This is a genomic window from Pseudomonas extremorientalis, from assembly GCF_024584605.1.
GTDB lineage: Bacteria > Pseudomonadota > Gammaproteobacteria > Pseudomonadales > Pseudomonadaceae > Aquipseudomonas > Aquipseudomonas extremorientalis.
On the sequence record NZ_CP089519.1, the window covers coordinates 1,071,855 to 1,084,434 of the forward strand.

General features: G+C 60.9%; 17 protein-coding genes. 10 read left to right on the top strand and 7 right to left on the bottom strand.

The annotated features are described in order from the left end of the window. Positions 1 to 2: 2 nt before the first annotated feature. The gene (gene hisC / locus LUU92_RS04700; protein ID WP_257103225.1) at positions 3 to 1,055 is read left to right on the top strand and encodes a histidinol-phosphate transaminase; all 1,053 of its coding nucleotides are present in this window, start codon (positions 3 to 5) and stop codon (positions 1,053 to 1,055) included. Positions 1,056 to 1,183: 128 nt separating this feature from the next. Here hisC and LUU92_RS04705 read toward each other — a convergent pair whose 3' ends face one another. Next, positions 1,184 to 2,458, bottom strand: a complete 1,275-nt coding sequence (locus LUU92_RS04705; protein WP_071491157.1) for a uracil-xanthine permease family protein — start codon at positions 2,456 to 2,458, stop codon at positions 1,184 to 1,186. Positions 2,459 to 2,460: 2 nt separating this feature from the next. Then, a complete protein-coding gene (upp, locus tag LUU92_RS04710) occupies positions 2,461 to 3,099 on the bottom strand; it encodes a uracil phosphoribosyltransferase (RefSeq protein ID WP_024073483.1) in 639 nt (212 codons plus the stop codon). A gap of 164 nt (positions 3,100 to 3,263) precedes the next feature. On the opposite strand from upp, the gene LUU92_RS04715 reads away from it, so the two are divergent. The 4 genes from LUU92_RS04715 (at position 3,264) to LUU92_RS04730 (ending at position 5,176) form a co-directional block, all read left to right on the top strand. Then, positions 3,264 to 3,821, top strand: a complete 558-nt coding sequence (locus LUU92_RS04715) for a hypoxanthine-guanine phosphoribosyltransferase (protein WP_058422982.1) — start codon at positions 3,264 to 3,266, stop codon at positions 3,819 to 3,821. 3 nt (positions 3,822 to 3,824) lie between these two features. Next, positions 3,825 to 4,292 carry a WbuC family cupin fold metalloprotein gene (locus LUU92_RS04720; protein ID WP_257103226.1) on the top strand — a complete coding sequence of 156 codons (468 nt, stop codon included), beginning with the start codon at positions 3,825 to 3,827 and terminating at the stop codon, positions 4,290 to 4,292. A gap of 35 nt (positions 4,293 to 4,327) precedes the next feature. Next, positions 4,328 to 4,813 (top strand): hypothetical protein, encoded by a 486-nt coding sequence (locus LUU92_RS04725; protein WP_071491159.1) that lies wholly within the window; start codon positions 4,328 to 4,330, stop codon positions 4,811 to 4,813. 75 nt (positions 4,814 to 4,888) lie between these two features. Then, positions 4,889 to 5,176 (top strand): PA4642 family protein, encoded by a 288-nt coding sequence (locus LUU92_RS04730; RefSeq protein WP_257103227.1) that lies wholly within the window; start codon positions 4,889 to 4,891, stop codon positions 5,174 to 5,176. 69 nt (positions 5,177 to 5,245) lie between these two features. Here LUU92_RS04730 and mqo read toward each other — a convergent pair whose 3' ends face one another. Together mqo and LUU92_RS04740 are read right to left on the bottom strand one after the other, a co-directional pair. Then, positions 5,246 to 6,754: a malate dehydrogenase (quinone) gene (mqo, locus tag LUU92_RS04735; RefSeq protein ID WP_092240758.1), complete on the bottom strand. Its 1,509-nt coding sequence runs from the start codon at positions 6,752 to 6,754 to the stop codon at positions 5,246 to 5,248. Positions 6,755 to 7,473: 719 nt separating this feature from the next. Next, a complete protein-coding gene (locus LUU92_RS04740) occupies positions 7,474 to 7,707 on the bottom strand; it encodes a hypothetical protein (protein WP_071491161.1) in 234 nt (77 codons plus the stop codon). Between the two features lie 194 nt (positions 7,708 to 7,901). Here LUU92_RS04740 and LUU92_RS04745 point away from each other — a divergent pair, with 194 nt between their 5' ends. After that, entirely contained in the window at positions 7,902 to 8,489 is a 588-nt protein-coding gene (locus tag LUU92_RS04745) for a YajG family lipoprotein (protein WP_071491162.1), read from the top strand. Positions 8,490 to 8,546: 57 nt separating this feature from the next. Here the strand turns inward: LUU92_RS04745 and LUU92_RS04750 are convergent, their stop codons facing one another. Next, on the bottom strand, positions 8,547 to 8,756 hold the full coding sequence (locus LUU92_RS04750; RefSeq protein WP_071491163.1) for a hypothetical protein: 210 nt from the start codon (positions 8,754 to 8,756) through the stop codon (positions 8,547 to 8,549). 183 nt (positions 8,757 to 8,939) lie between these two features. Here LUU92_RS04750 and LUU92_RS04755 point away from each other — a divergent pair, with 183 nt between their 5' ends. Further along, positions 8,940 to 9,197, top strand: a complete 258-nt coding sequence (locus LUU92_RS04755; protein WP_071491164.1) for a hypothetical protein — start codon at positions 8,940 to 8,942, stop codon at positions 9,195 to 9,197. Between the two features lie 122 nt (positions 9,198 to 9,319). On the opposite strand, the gene LUU92_RS04760 is transcribed toward LUU92_RS04755, so the two are convergent. Next, entirely contained in the window at positions 9,320 to 10,483 is a 1,164-nt protein-coding gene (locus LUU92_RS04760; protein ID WP_257103228.1) for a 1-acyl-sn-glycerol-3-phosphate acyltransferase, read from the bottom strand. Between the two features lie 132 nt (positions 10,484 to 10,615). Here LUU92_RS04760 and LUU92_RS04765 point away from each other — a divergent pair, with 132 nt between their 5' ends. From LUU92_RS04765 to LUU92_RS04775, 3 genes are read left to right on the top strand one after another with little or no spacing between them, the layout of a single operon-like run. Beyond that, the gene (locus LUU92_RS04765) at positions 10,616 to 10,798 is read left to right on the top strand and encodes a CPXCG motif-containing cysteine-rich protein (protein ID WP_071491166.1); all 183 of its coding nucleotides are present in this window, start codon (positions 10,616 to 10,618) and stop codon (positions 10,796 to 10,798) included. 11 nt (positions 10,799 to 10,809) lie between these two features. After that, positions 10,810 to 11,070, top strand: a complete 261-nt coding sequence (locus LUU92_RS04770) for a putative signal transducing protein (RefSeq protein WP_071491167.1) — start codon at positions 10,810 to 10,812, stop codon at positions 11,068 to 11,070. Between the two features lie 36 nt (positions 11,071 to 11,106). Continuing rightward, entirely contained in the window at positions 11,107 to 11,727 is a 621-nt protein-coding gene (locus LUU92_RS04775) for an SOS response-associated peptidase (RefSeq protein ID WP_071491168.1), read from the top strand. Here LUU92_RS04775 and LUU92_RS29120 read toward each other — a convergent pair. After that, entirely contained in the window at positions 11,724 to 12,578 is an 855-nt protein-coding gene (locus LUU92_RS29120; RefSeq protein ID WP_371322045.1) for a methyl-accepting chemotaxis protein, read from the bottom strand. The genes LUU92_RS04775 and LUU92_RS29120 overlap by 4 nt on opposite strands. Between the last annotated feature and the right edge of the window lie 2 nt (positions 12,579 to 12,580).

The window sequence follows — 12,580 nt, forward strand, 5'->3', positions numbered from 1 at the left end:
ACATGAGCAAATTCTGGAGCCCTTTCGTCAAGGACCTCGTGCCTTACGTGCCCGGTGAACAACCGAAGCTGACCAAACTGGTCAAGCTCAATACCAATGAAAACCCCTACGGTCCGTCGCCCAAAGCGTTGGCGGCAATGCAGGCCGAGTTGAATGACAACCTGCGCCTGTACCCGGACCCCAACAGCGACCTGCTCAAACAGGCGGTGGCCACGCATTACGGGATCGACGCCGCTAAAGTCTTCCTCGGCAACGGTTCCGACGAAGTGCTGGCGCACATCTTCCACGGTTTGTTCCAGCACGACCTGCCGCTGCTGTTCCCGGATATCAGCTACAGCTTCTATCCGGTTTACTGCGGCCTTTATGGCATCAAGTCCGAACCGGTGCCGCTGGATGACCAGTTCCAGATTCGCGTGGCGGATTACGCCAAGCCCAACGGCGGGATCATTTTTCCCAACCCGAACGCGCCGACCGGCTGCGTGCTGGCGCTGGACGCGGTGGAGCAGATCCTCAAGGCCAGCCCGGATTCGGTGGTGGTGGTCGATGAAGCCTATATCGACTTCGGCGGTGAAACCGCGATCAGCCTGGTGGATCGCTACCCGAACCTGCTGGTCACCCAGACCCTGTCCAAATCGCGCTCACTGGCCGGTTTGCGTGTGGGCCTGGCCGTGGGCCACCCGGACTTGATCGAGGCGCTGGAGCGGGTCAAGAACAGCTTCAACTCCTATCCACTGGACCGCCTGGCGATTGTTGGCGCGGCGGCGGCGTTCGAGGACCGTGAGTATTTCGAGAAGACGTGCCGGTTGGTGATCGACAGTCGCGACAAGCTGGTCGCGCAACTGGAAGAGAAAGGCTTTGAAGTGCTGCCGTCGGCTGCCAACTTCATCTTTGCCCGTCACCCACGGCACGACGCTGCGGGCCTGGCGGCCAAGTTGCGTGAGCAAGGGGTGATCGTGCGGCACTTCAAGCAGGAGCGGATTGCCCAGTTCCTGCGGATCAGCATCGGTACGCCGGAGCAGAACCAGGCGTTGATCGATGGGCTCGGTGAGCTCTAAGCCACACTGAAGAGCAAAATGTGGGAGGGGGCTTGCCCCCGATTGCGGTGTATCAGTCAGCTAATGCATTGACTGACACACTGCTATCGGGGGCAAGCCCCCTCCCACATTGGGTTTCGCAGTGCTGGTTAGAGCAACGGCTCATCCGACTTCTTGTTCTTCCAGCCATCATTGCCCGGCAGCAGCAGGTTCAACCCAATCGCCACCACCGCACACAGGGCGATGCCCTTGAGGCCGAAGTCATCCGGGCCGGTGCCGGTGCCGACCAGCACACCGCCAATCCCGAACACCAGGGTCACCGACACAATCACCAGGTTGCGCGCTTCGCCCAGGTCGATCTTGTGGCGGATCAGCGTGTTCATCCCCACCGCGGCAATCGAGCCGAACAGCAGGCACAGAATCCCGCCCATCACCGGCACCGGAATGCTCTGCAGCAACGCGCCGAACTTGCCGATGAACGCCAGGCTGATGGCAAACACCGCTGCCCAGGTCATGATCTTCGGGTTGTAGTTCTTGGTCAGCATCACCGCGCCGGTCACTTCGGCGTAGGTGGTGTTGGGTGGGCCGCCGAACAGACCGGCAGCCGTGGTGGCAATGCCGTCACCCAGCAGGGTGCGGTGCAGGCCGGGCTTCTTCAAGTAGTCGCGACCGGTCACGCTGCCCACCGCAATCACGCCGCCGATATGTTCGATTGCCGGGGCCAGGGCCACCGGGACGATGAACAGGATCGCCTGCCAGTTGAATTCCGGCGCGGTGAAGTGGGGCAGGGCGAACCAGGGGGCCGCCGCGATCTTCGCCGTGTCGACCACGCCAAAGTAGAACGACATGGCGAAGCCCACCAGCACGCCGGAGATGATCGGCACCAGGCGGAAAATGCCTTTGCCGAACACCGCCACGATCAAGGTGGTCAGCAGAGCAGGCATCGAGATCATCATCGCGGTCTGGTAATGGATCAGCTCAGCGCCATCACCGGTTTTACCCATCGCCATGTTCGCGGCAATCGGCGCCATGGCCAGGCCGATGGAGATAATCACCGGCCCGATCACCACGGGCGGCAGCAACCGGTCGATAAACCCGGTGCCTTTGATCTTCACCGCCAGGCCCAGGAAGGTGTACACGAAACCCGCCGCCATCACCCCGCCCATGGTCGCCGCGAGGCCGAACTGGCCCTTGGCGAGAATGATCGGGGTAATGAAGGCAAAGCTCGACGCCAGGAAGACCGGCACCTGCCGCCCCGTCACCACCTGGAACAGCAACGTGCCCAGGCCTGCGGTGAACAGCGCGACGTTTGGATCAAGACCTGTGATCAGTGGCATCAACACCAGCGCACCAAATGCTACGAAGAGCATTTGTGCGCCAGACAGGATCTGGCGCCAAAGCGGGTCGTTGAATTCATCCTGCATGCTCACGCGTCCTTCTGCTTGGTGCCGAAGATCTTGTCACCGGCATCGCCCAGGCCTGGGATGATGTAGCCGTGTTCATTCAGGCGCTCGTCGATGGAGGCGGTGTAGATCTGCACATCCGGGTGGGCCTTCTCGACGGCGGCAATGCCTTCGGGCGCGGCCACCAGCACCATGGCGCGGATGTCCTTGCAGCCGGCTTTTTTCAGCAGGTCGATAGTGGCAACCATGGAGCTGCCGGTGGCGAGCATCGGGTCGATGATCATCGCCAGGCGCTCGTTGATTTCCGGGACGAGTTTTTCCAGGTAGGTGTGGGCCTGCAAGGTTTCTTCGTTGCGGGCCACGCCCACGGCGCTGACCTTGGCGCCCGGGATCAGGCTGAGGACGCCTTCGAGCATGCCGATACCGGCGCGCAGGATCGGCACCACGGTGATTTTCTTACCGGCGATTTTCTCGACCTGGACGGGACCGGCCCAACCAGGGATTTCGTAGCTCTCCAAAGGTAAATCCTTGGTCGCTTCGTAGGTGAGCAACGCTCCGACTTCCTGAGCAAGCTCACGGAAGTTCTTCGTGCTAATGTCGGCGCGGCGCATAAGGCCGAGCTTGTGTCGGATCAGCGGGTGGCGGATCTCGCGAGTGGGCATGGGAAAGGCTCCGGCGGCGGGCAAAAAAACCGGCCTAGATTAATCTATCCGAGGGTGTTGTCCTATAGACATCTAGTACGTTAGTCCATTAAGGCTTGCTCGGAGCGCACGAGAAGCGTACCTTCGCCCGCTTTTCTTGCCACAGCACCCCCTTGGAGAGCGCCATGTCCGCTGATCTCGAGCATATCCGTCAAATCATGCGCGAGGCTGACTGCCTGTACACCGAAGCGCAAGTCGAAGAAGCGATCGCCAAGGTCGGCGCACACATCAGCCGCGAAATGGCCGACACCAACCCGGTGGTCTTCTGCGTGATGAATGGCGGCCTGATCTTCGCCGGCAAATTGCTGACCCACCTGCAATTCCCGCTGGAAGCGTCCTACCTGCACGCCACCCGTTATCGCAACGAAACCAGCGGCGGCGACTTGTTCTGGAAGGCCAAGCCGGAAGTTTCCTTCATCGACCGCGACGTGCTGATCATCGACGACATCCTCGACGAAGGTCACACCCTGGGCGCGATCATCGACTTCTGCAAACACGCCGGCGCGCGCAAAGTGCACACCGCCGTGCTGATCGACAAAGACCACGACCGCAAGGCGCGTCCGGACCTGAAAGCCGATTACGTCGGCCTGCCGTGCATCGACCGCTACATCTTCGGTTATGGCATGGACTACAAAGGCTACTGGCGCAACGCCAACGGGATTTTCGCCGTCAAAGGAATGTAAGCCATGGCCCGTTTTCTTGATCAGACGCTGTTTGCCGAACTGGCCGAGAAAGCGGCCACCCACCCCCGTGGCCGGCACCACCATAACTTCCACCAGATGGAAGAACCCTGCCATCGCCTGGCGGTAGGCCTGCAACCTGACACTTATGTACCGCCGCATCGGCACCTGAGCGCGGACAAGGCAGAAACCTTGCTGGTGCTGCAGGGCCGCTTGGGCTTGCTGGTCTTCAACGAAACCGGCGAGGTCATTGCCAGGCGTGTCATGCAGGCTGGCGGTGAATGCGCCGGTGTCGATCTGCCGTCGGGGGTGTTCCATGGCCTGGTGGTGCTGGAGCCCGACACGGTGATGTTCGAGTGCAAGGCCGGGCCTTATCGTCCGGTGGGCGAGGGCGAACAGCCCGACTGGGCGCCCCGCGAAGGCGAGGCCGGTGTGGCCGAGTACCAACGCTGGATGCTTGCCCAGTTCGATTGAGCTACAGTGCTGGGCCCACCTTGCCGGAGCGGCCCATGAGCCTGTTGATACGCACCTGCGCCGCCCTGGCGCTGACCCTCAGTTTGCCGCTGGCTGCCGCGCCAGCGCCGATGCACAGCCAATTCCTGCCTTCGGACGACCTGACCCTGCGCGCTGAAGCGCCGGAGCAGCAGCAACTGTTGCAAGTCACCGACTACGCGGTGGTGGTGGGCAACCAGCGTCAGTCCAGCCAGCAGCCGATCCCGGTGACCTCGCCGCTGATGATCCGTCTCAAGGGCAAGTCCCTGAACAAAGGTGCGACCATCGCCCAGGTGGTGCTCAATTTCGACGCCGAAAGCAAAAGCCTGAAAAAGCCGGTGTATGACGACTCCAGCAAAACCCTGACGCTGTCTTACCCCTTGGCCCAATACCGGGTGATTGTCGACCTGCTGCGCAATGACACGGTGTATGTACAGTTCCTCAGTTATGCCAACGGGCATATCTGGGCGGATTTGCATACGGGTGCGGTTAAAGCCAGGTAGGCCCCGCCTACACAAGCCCGCGCCCCGCAGGTAGACTTCAAACCCCGTGTAAATGTCTGCAGGCTGGAGTCGGTAATGCGTAAAGATAAGAAACAGGTGATTGGTGACGAGATCGGCGACGATCAGATCAAGTTGTTCCTGGACTTCGAGCCGGTCGACGCAACTTCTCCGTCCCTGCACAAGCTGATCAAGGCCTACCGTGGCCTGCGTATCGACGATTTCGAGCGGTTTCTGGGCTTCTTCAAGGAAGCCGGCCTGGACCTCGACGGCAAGGATGCGCATGGCCAGACCTTCGTCGAGCTGATCAAGGACCAGCGCAACGCGGACGAGTACATCGAACTGATCGAAAACGCTCGCGGCTGATTATCCGATACACAAAAAAACGCCCCGTTCTCATGCCGAGAGCGGGGCGTTTTTTATTGCCTCAAGGCCTCAAGCGTAGCTCTCGGTCTCGGCGGCAGGCTCAACCAGTTCCAGGCTGATGTTGTTCTGCGCGTTGATCTTGCGATACAACTCGGCATCCGTTTCCAGGACCTTTTCACGGGCCGGGAAGATCTCGTGCAGTTTGGCAGCCCACTCACCGGCGGCTTTTTCCGGGAAGCACTTCTCGATCAACTCCAGCATGATCGAAACGGTCACCGAAGCACCTGGGGACGCGCCCAGCAGCGCCGCGAGCGAGCCGTCTTTGGCCGCGACCAGCTCGGTGCCGAATTGCAGCACGCCGCCTTTTTTCGGGTCTTTCTTGATGATCTGCACCCGTTGGCCGGCCACTTCCAGGCGCCAGTCTTCGGCTTTCGCCTCGGGGTAGAAGCGGCGCAGGGATTCCAGGCGCTGTTCCATGGACTGCATCACTTCGCTGACCAGGTACTTGGTCAGGTCCATGTTGTCGCGGGCCACGGCCAGCATCGGGCCGATGTTGCCGGCGCGAACCGACAGCGGCAGGTCGAGGAACGAGCCGTGCTTGAGGAACTTGGTGGTGAAACCGGCGTAAGGCCCGAACAGCAGGGACTTCTTGCCATCGACCACGCGGGTGTCCAGGTGCGGCACGGACATCGGCGGCGAACCCACGGCAGCCTGGCTGTAGACCTTGGCCTGGTGGTGCTTGACCACTTCCGGGTTGTCGCAACGCAGCCACTGGCCGCTGACCGGGAAGCCGCCAAAGCCTTTGCTTTCTTCGATGCCCGAGGCTTGCAGCAGCGGCAGGGCCGCGCCGCCGGCGCCGAGGAACACGAACCTGGCGTCGACTTCGCGGCTGCTGCCGCTGTTGACGTCCTTGATGCTTACGGTCCAGCCCGCGCCGTTGCGCTTGAGGCCGGTGACGCGCTTGCTGTACTTGACCTGGGCGTCTGCCGAGCTGGTCAGGTGGCTGAGCAGCTGGTTGGTCAGCGCGCCGAAATTCACGTCCGTGCCGTTCATCACACGGGTGGCTGCGATTTTTTCGTCGAGCGGACGGCCCGGCATCATCAGCGGCATCCACTCGGCCATCTCGCTACGGTCTTCGGTGTAGTGCATGTCCGAAAACGCGTGGTGCTGGCTGAGGGTTTCAAAGCGCTTCTTGAGGAAGGACACGCCTTTTTCGCCCTGCACGAAGCTCAGGTGCGGCACCGGGCTGATAAAGGACCTGGACGAGCCAAAGGTGCCCTTTTTGGTCAGGTACGCCCAGAACTGCTTCGACACCTCGAATTGGGTGTTGATGTGCACGGCTTTCTTGATGTCGATGGAGCCATCGGCGGCCTGCGGCGTGTAGTTCAGCTCACACAGCCCGGCGTGGCCGGTACCGGCGTTGTTCCACGGGTTGGAACTTTCCGCGGCACCCGAATCCATCAGCTCAACGACTTCCAGCTTCAGGCCGGGGTCGAGCTCTTTGAGCAGTACGGCCAGGGTGGCACTCATGATGCCGGCCCCTACCAGTACTACGTCGACTGCTTCGTTATGCGCCATTTAACGCGTCTCCAAAATCTGCAGCACCAAATTGACGGCATGGCTGCCAGGAGTGATGGGGCGGTTCACGTGTTGCCCCAGGTTACCCATGGCCAGGATCGCCATGTCCGATTCGCAATTCTTTGCATGTTCAGCGCACGCTTCCTGCCGGGCTAATCTGCCTATGAACGCATTCATGGGCGCCTGTGGCAATTCGACTTATGGTCAAAGCGTGCGATTCGTGCAACCAATCCGTAGCGGACAGGCTCAAGCTCCCGTTGTTGAGGAGTACTCGATCCTGTGTGGTTGGGCTGTTCCAGACGCTGATGGTGCTTGTACAAACGCCAAACTATTCATTTGCTCGCCACACTCTTGTGAAGTTGTGAAAACCCGTTTTTTCACGCTCTTTTGAAGACGTGAACCTCAAAAAAGGGCTGCCCCAGCCTGGCACCTGGCCCCTAGCCGACACGCGGCAAAACGGGCAAACAACTCAAGTGGCCGAGCGCAATGGCAGCTCTGGCAGATTCGGTAAAGGCGGGTGGTTTGCAAAGAAAACAGCAAGCGCGCCAGCTTCACTCGATCTGTGTGGGCGGCTCTCTGTGGGCGATTCTTGGGGCTAATGCCGAGGCATTAACGATGCTGCGAGGCCCGATCAGGAGACGTCCTTATAATCGGGGGGAGATTGTAGCGAAGAACGCCAGGGAAATGGGCGTGTTTTATGACTTTTATTAGGCGTTCGGTCAGGCGGCCAACGGTTGGTGACGCGACGGCTGCGCTGCACGTGGGCTGACACGGGCGCTGGCCGGCAGCGGGTGGTGCATCCAGCTCAGGCGGATTTCATCGATTTCCACCCAGCCGTCGCCTACAGGAGGCTGGCAGCACTCTTTGAAGGCCTGGCAACGGCCTTGCACATCGAGCAGGGCGAACTGGCGAAGGGCGGGTTTGCGCGTGAACAGTGACCAGAGAAATTGCATGGCGACAGACCTCTTGGGATTGGGGTCAAGCTTGCCTGTCGGGCATGACGGCTCTGTGTATCAGCCGTGACATATCAGTGACATCGAACCGCTACAGTCTGTGCAGGTCTCAGGTTGTAACTGGCGCTAGTTCCCGGCACTGGCGCACCGCTATACTGCCCGCCTGTCGGTACCCGATTTCTGGAGAGAAGAGCATGTTGCAACGCCTGTTGTTCGGTTTGATCACTGTGACCAGTTTGACCCTGGTTGGCTGCGCCAACAGCCCGCAACAACTGACCCCGGAACCAAAAATCACCACGCAGTTGGCCCCCGTGGGTCACGGCCAGCCGGTGTCGGTGCGTGTGGTGGATGGTCGTCCGTCGCCTACGCTCGGTTCGCGCGGCGGCCTGTATCCGGAAACCGCCCTGGTCTCGGTGAACGCTCAAGACGTACTGCCCAAGCTGCAGGCCCAGGCCGAAGCTGCCGTGCGCCTGCTGGGTTTCACCCCGAGCCCCAACGCGCCGGGTGCTCCGCAGTTGACGATCACCCTGGCCGAATTGAAGTACCAGTCGCCTAAAGACGGCCTGTACGTGACCGAAGCATCCATCGGCGCCACCTTCAAGTCCGACGTCACCGCCGGCACCCGTCGCTACAGCGGCCGCTACGGTGCGTCCCTGAACCAGCGTTTCGGCATGTCGCCGAACCAGGAAACCAACACCAAGTTGGTCAGCGACGTGCTGAGCGATGCCTTGACCCGCCTGTTCAAGGACCCAAGCATCGGTTCGTTGCTCAGCGCGCAATAACCGGTCCTTAAAAAAGCCGGGCTCATCACTGAGCCCGGTTTTTTTTCGTCTTCAGTTTCATGCAGCCGTGTCGATACAGAAATCCAGCAGGCTCACCCCGGTCAACAGATCGGCCTCCGGCAGGTCGGCATGCTGGTGTCCGCCAAGGGCGCAATACACCAGCCAGTGGCGGTCCTGGACGTTGAAGGCCAGGCCGCCGATCAGCGCTTCCTGCTCATCGCTCGGGGCGATCAGATACAGCCGATCCTGGTTGTGCGCATGCAGCATGACAAGCTCCTGAAACGTCAAAGGGCAACAGAGTGGCTTGTTAAGGTGACGTTCAGGTGACGCCGTAAATTACTGGATACATTAGCCGTCAATGGGGGAGGGAGCATTTCAGGCGCCGGAGGCCACTATCGTTCATGTTTGTATCTGAACCGATACCAAAACACTGTTTTGCCGAGGTTTGCGATGGCGCTGCCCGCACTTTTGACCAATGTTGTTGCTTTGGCCGTGGCCTGTCCGGGCGCGGCACTGCTGTTCATTACCCGCCTGCGCGAACAGCGCGCCATGGCCGACCTCACCGCGCAGAGCGAAGATCGCGCAATTGATCAGCCGATGTTGTTTCTGGATGTGCGCACCGAACGGGCGCATCGCCTGGCTTACCGCGTCGGGTTTGCCTGCCTGGGCGTGGCGCTGGCCATCTCCTGGCTCAGCACCCGCCTTTAAGAACACCACAAAACAAATGTGGGAGGGGGGCTTGCCCCCGATGACGGAGCTTCAGTCGACAGCTGATTGACTGATACACCGCTATCGGGGGCAAGCCCCCTCCCACATTTTTGAATCGGTGTTTAGAGGGGTATTCCAGCCTTGACCCGATACTGATTGCGCACCGGCGTCGCATATTGCACCACCAGGAACGGCCGGTGCTCAGCCGGGCAGTCGTTCAGACGCCGCTCCCACTCCGCCTTCGCCTTGGCCAGTTCATCAGCCGGGAACACTTCGGCCGCCGTCGGCACCTGCAATTGAGGGTCGGCGTCGTTCCACTGGGCGTAGGCCAGGTAATGCACCGGGAACAACCGGTAGCCCCCCAGAATCTGCCGGTCCATTTCTGCGGCCAGCAACTTGGTGTCTTCGAAACGCTCGGTAATCGGCGGCGCGAAGTTAATGTGCACGCGACCCTTGTAGCCGGTGATGCCCAGGGCAATGCTCACATCATCTTCGCCCTGCGCCTTGACGTAGGTGCCGGTGGTCGCGCGGATGTACAGCTCGCGGGCCTTGGCTGAATCACACGGGTCGTATTCGTAGCTGATGGACACCGGCGTCAGGTTCAGCGACTGGATCACCTCGGCAAACGGCTCGTCCTTGCGGCTGACGTGGAACATCTTGAGGATCGCCGACTCGGTACGGTCATCTCCATCCTTGGCGCGCCCTTCGGCCTGGGCGATCCAGATCGACGCACCGTCGTTGCGGATCGAATGGTTGATGTAGGCCGACAGCAGCTGATACGCCGCCATCTTCTCTTTGCGCCCGGTGATCGAGCGGTGCACGATGAAACTCTTGTTCAGGCGCATCAGGTCGCTGACAAACGGCTTCTGCAGCAGGTTGTCGCCAATGGCGATGCGAGGTGTCGGCAGGCCGGCGTGGTATACCGCATAGTTGACGAAGGCCGGGTCCATCACGATATCGCGGTGGTTGGCCAGGAACAGGTAGGCGGTGCCGGACTTGAGCTGCTCGACCCCGGTGTAGGTCACGCCGTCGGTCGCCCGGTCAATGGTGTGGTCGACGTAGTACTCGACTTTGTCCTGCAGCGTGGCCACGGTGGTGACGCCGGCGAATTCACGGCGCAGTTTGCGGGCGATCATCGGCTTGAGCAGCCAGCCCAGGGCGCCGGCGAAGCGCGGGAAGCGGAAGTGGGTCAGGATGTCCAGAAAGGCCTTGTCACTGAACAGACGTGCCAGCACTGCCGGGACTTCGCTGTCGTTGTAAGGTCGGATGGTATCGAATTCGCCCATCATGCTCTCTTGTTAGAAACGGCTAGGGTAAGTAAAGGAAATACCAGGGTGCGGCCCGAGTAATGGGCTCGGCCAAAAATAGCCCTGTAAATAGACCGGCGATTATACGCACAAGTCACCTTGGAGGCTGCGATGCTGGAAAACGCGACGTACGATTGTCCTTATTGCGGTGAAGTGGTCGAGACAACGGTGGATTTGTCCGGGGGGGATCAGGTTTATATAGAGGACTGCCAGGTGTGCTGCCGACCGATCATTTTCGATCTGCAGGTACATGGCGAAGAATGGATGCTTGAAACCCGTAGTGAAAACGAATAGCGGGGACGCTGATGCAACGAATCTACGAACCGGAAAACCTGATGGAGGGCGAGCTGCTGCAACAGATGCTCGCCAGCGAAGGTATCGAGGCGCACCTGGTGGGTCGTCATTTGCTCGGCGGCACCGGCGAATTGCCCATCTTCGGCCTGCTGGGCCTGGAGGTGGATAATGACCGCGCCCTGTATGCCCGCGAGTTGATTACCGCCTATATCGGCGCACAACCGTTGCCGGGCGACGAACCCGACAGCTTCCCCGACGTGCTGGTCTGTTAGGCTGTCGGTCGGTTTACCCAAGAGTCGTGTTACCCCATGTGTGGACGTTATGCCCTGTTTCGCTGGACCCCCGCTTTTGCTGCCCTGCCGGGCTTTCCGGCCGACCAGCAGGCCCAGTGGAACATTTCCCCGAATGATTCTGTGCTGATCCAGCGCGCCGCCGACGGCCAGCGCACCCTGGCTCGCGCCCGCTGGGGGCTCACCCCGCCCTGGTTGACCGATCTTTCCCGTACCCCCGCCCACGCCCGCGCCGAAACCCTGGCCGAACAGCCGATGTTTCGCGAAGCGTTCCGCCAGCGTCGCTGCCTGCTACCGGCCAATGGGTTCTACGAATGGCGTGGCACCCAGCGCAAGCGCCCGTACTGGCTGACACCGGGGGAGGGCTCCACGTTGTTTTTTGCCGCGATCTGGGAGGCCTACCCGGTGCAGGAACAGGTGTGGCTGAGCACCGCGGTAGTGACCCAGGCTGCGCAGGCCCAGCGTCGGCCACTGATTCTGGATGAGGCCGGACAGGCAGCCTGGCTCGACCCCGAGACGCCGTTGCATGTGTTGCAAGGCCTGCTGGCCAGCGAGCCGAGCGCGTTGCGCGAGCGGGTCCTGGCCAACATGGTCAATGATCCCAAGCTTAACGGGCCGGAGTGCCTGACCCCGGCTTAAACCTTGAATTGATTGATCAGCCGGCGCTGCTGCTCGGCCAACTTGGTCAAGTCGGCACTGGCCGCACTGGATTCATCCGCGCCGCCCGCCACTTCATTGGCCACCTGACCGATATTGATCACGTTGCGATTGATGTCCTCGGCCACCGCGCTCTGCTCCTCGGCGGCACTCGCGATCTGGGTGTTCATGTCGTTGATCACCGACACCGCCTGGGTGATGGTCTCCAGTGCTTCGGCCGCCTTGGCCGCGTGTTGCACGCTTTCATCGGTGCGGTTCTGGCTGTCCTCCATCACCCGCACCACATCCCGCGTGCCTTGTTGCAACTGCTGGATCATAGTCTGGATTTCTTCAGTGGCCTTTTGCGTCTTCTGCGCCAGGTTGCGCACTTCGTCGGCGACCACGGCAAAACCACGACCTTGCTCGCCGGCCCGCGCCGCCTCGATGGCGGCGTTGAGTGCCAGCAGGTTGGTCTGCTCGGCAATCCCGCGAATCGCCGTGAGGATGGCGTTGATGTTTTCGCTGTCCTTGGCCAGGGTTTGCACCACACCGACTGCCTTGCCGATTTCCTCGGCGAGCGCGCCGATGGAGGTGGAGGTGTCACGCACAATACGCATGCCCTGGCTCGCGGCCTGGTCGGCATGGCTGGCGGCCTGTGCGGCTTGGGTGGCGTTGCGTGCAACGTCTTGCGCAGTGGCGGTCATCTCATGCACGGCGGTGGCGACCTGGTCGATCTCCACCATCTGTTTATGCACACCCTGGTTGGTACGGATCGCGATATCAGCGGTGTGCTCCGACGAGTCGCTGACCTTCTGCACCGAACTCACCACCTGGGTGATCATGCCTTGCAGCATGA

Coding starts and splice junctions, on each gene's coding strand:
- LUU92_RS04725 (WP_071491159.1), top strand. CDS start 4,328: ATGAGCCTGTTGATACGCACCTGCGCCGCCCTGGCGCTGACCCTCAGT.
- upp (WP_024073483.1), bottom strand. CDS start 3,099: ATGCCCACTCGCGAGATCCGCCACCCGCTGATCCGACACAAGCTCGGC.
- LUU92_RS29120 (WP_371322045.1), bottom strand. CDS start 12,578: ATGCTGCAAGGCATGATCACCCAGGTGGTGAGTTCGGTGCAGAAGGTC.
- LUU92_RS04715 (WP_058422982.1), top strand. CDS start 3,264: ATGTCCGCTGATCTCGAGCATATCCGTCAAATCATGCGCGAGGCTGAC.
- LUU92_RS04765 (WP_071491166.1), top strand. CDS start 10,616: ATGCTGGAAAACGCGACGTACGATTGTCCTTATTGCGGTGAAGTGGTC.
- LUU92_RS04720 (WP_257103226.1), top strand. CDS start 3,825: ATGGCCCGTTTTCTTGATCAGACGCTGTTTGCCGAACTGGCCGAGAAA.
- LUU92_RS04705 (WP_071491157.1), bottom strand. CDS start 2,458: ATGCAGGATGAATTCAACGACCCGCTTTGGCGCCAGATCCTGTCTGGC.
- LUU92_RS04760 (WP_257103228.1), bottom strand. CDS start 10,483: ATGGGCGAATTCGATACCATCCGACCTTACAACGACAGCGAAGTCCCG.
- LUU92_RS04740 (WP_071491161.1), bottom strand. CDS start 7,707: ATGCAATTTCTCTGGTCACTGTTCACGCGCAAACCCGCCCTTCGCCAG.
- LUU92_RS04775 (WP_071491168.1), top strand. CDS start 11,107: ATGTGTGGACGTTATGCCCTGTTTCGCTGGACCCCCGCTTTTGCTGCC.
- mqo (WP_092240758.1), bottom strand. CDS start 6,754: ATGGCGCATAACGAAGCAGTCGACGTAGTACTGGTAGGGGCCGGCATC.
- LUU92_RS04745 (WP_071491162.1), top strand. CDS start 7,902: ATGTTGCAACGCCTGTTGTTCGGTTTGATCACTGTGACCAGTTTGACC.
- hisC (WP_257103225.1), top strand. CDS start 3: ATGAGCAAATTCTGGAGCCCTTTCGTCAAGGACCTCGTGCCTTACGTG.
- LUU92_RS04770 (WP_071491167.1), top strand. CDS start 10,810: ATGCAACGAATCTACGAACCGGAAAACCTGATGGAGGGCGAGCTGCTG.
- LUU92_RS04750 (WP_071491163.1), bottom strand. CDS start 8,756: ATGCTGCATGCGCACAACCAGGATCGGCTGTATCTGATCGCCCCGAGC.
- LUU92_RS04755 (WP_071491164.1), top strand. CDS start 8,940: ATGGCGCTGCCCGCACTTTTGACCAATGTTGTTGCTTTGGCCGTGGCC.
- LUU92_RS04730 (WP_257103227.1), top strand. CDS start 4,889: ATGCGTAAAGATAAGAAACAGGTGATTGGTGACGAGATCGGCGACGAT.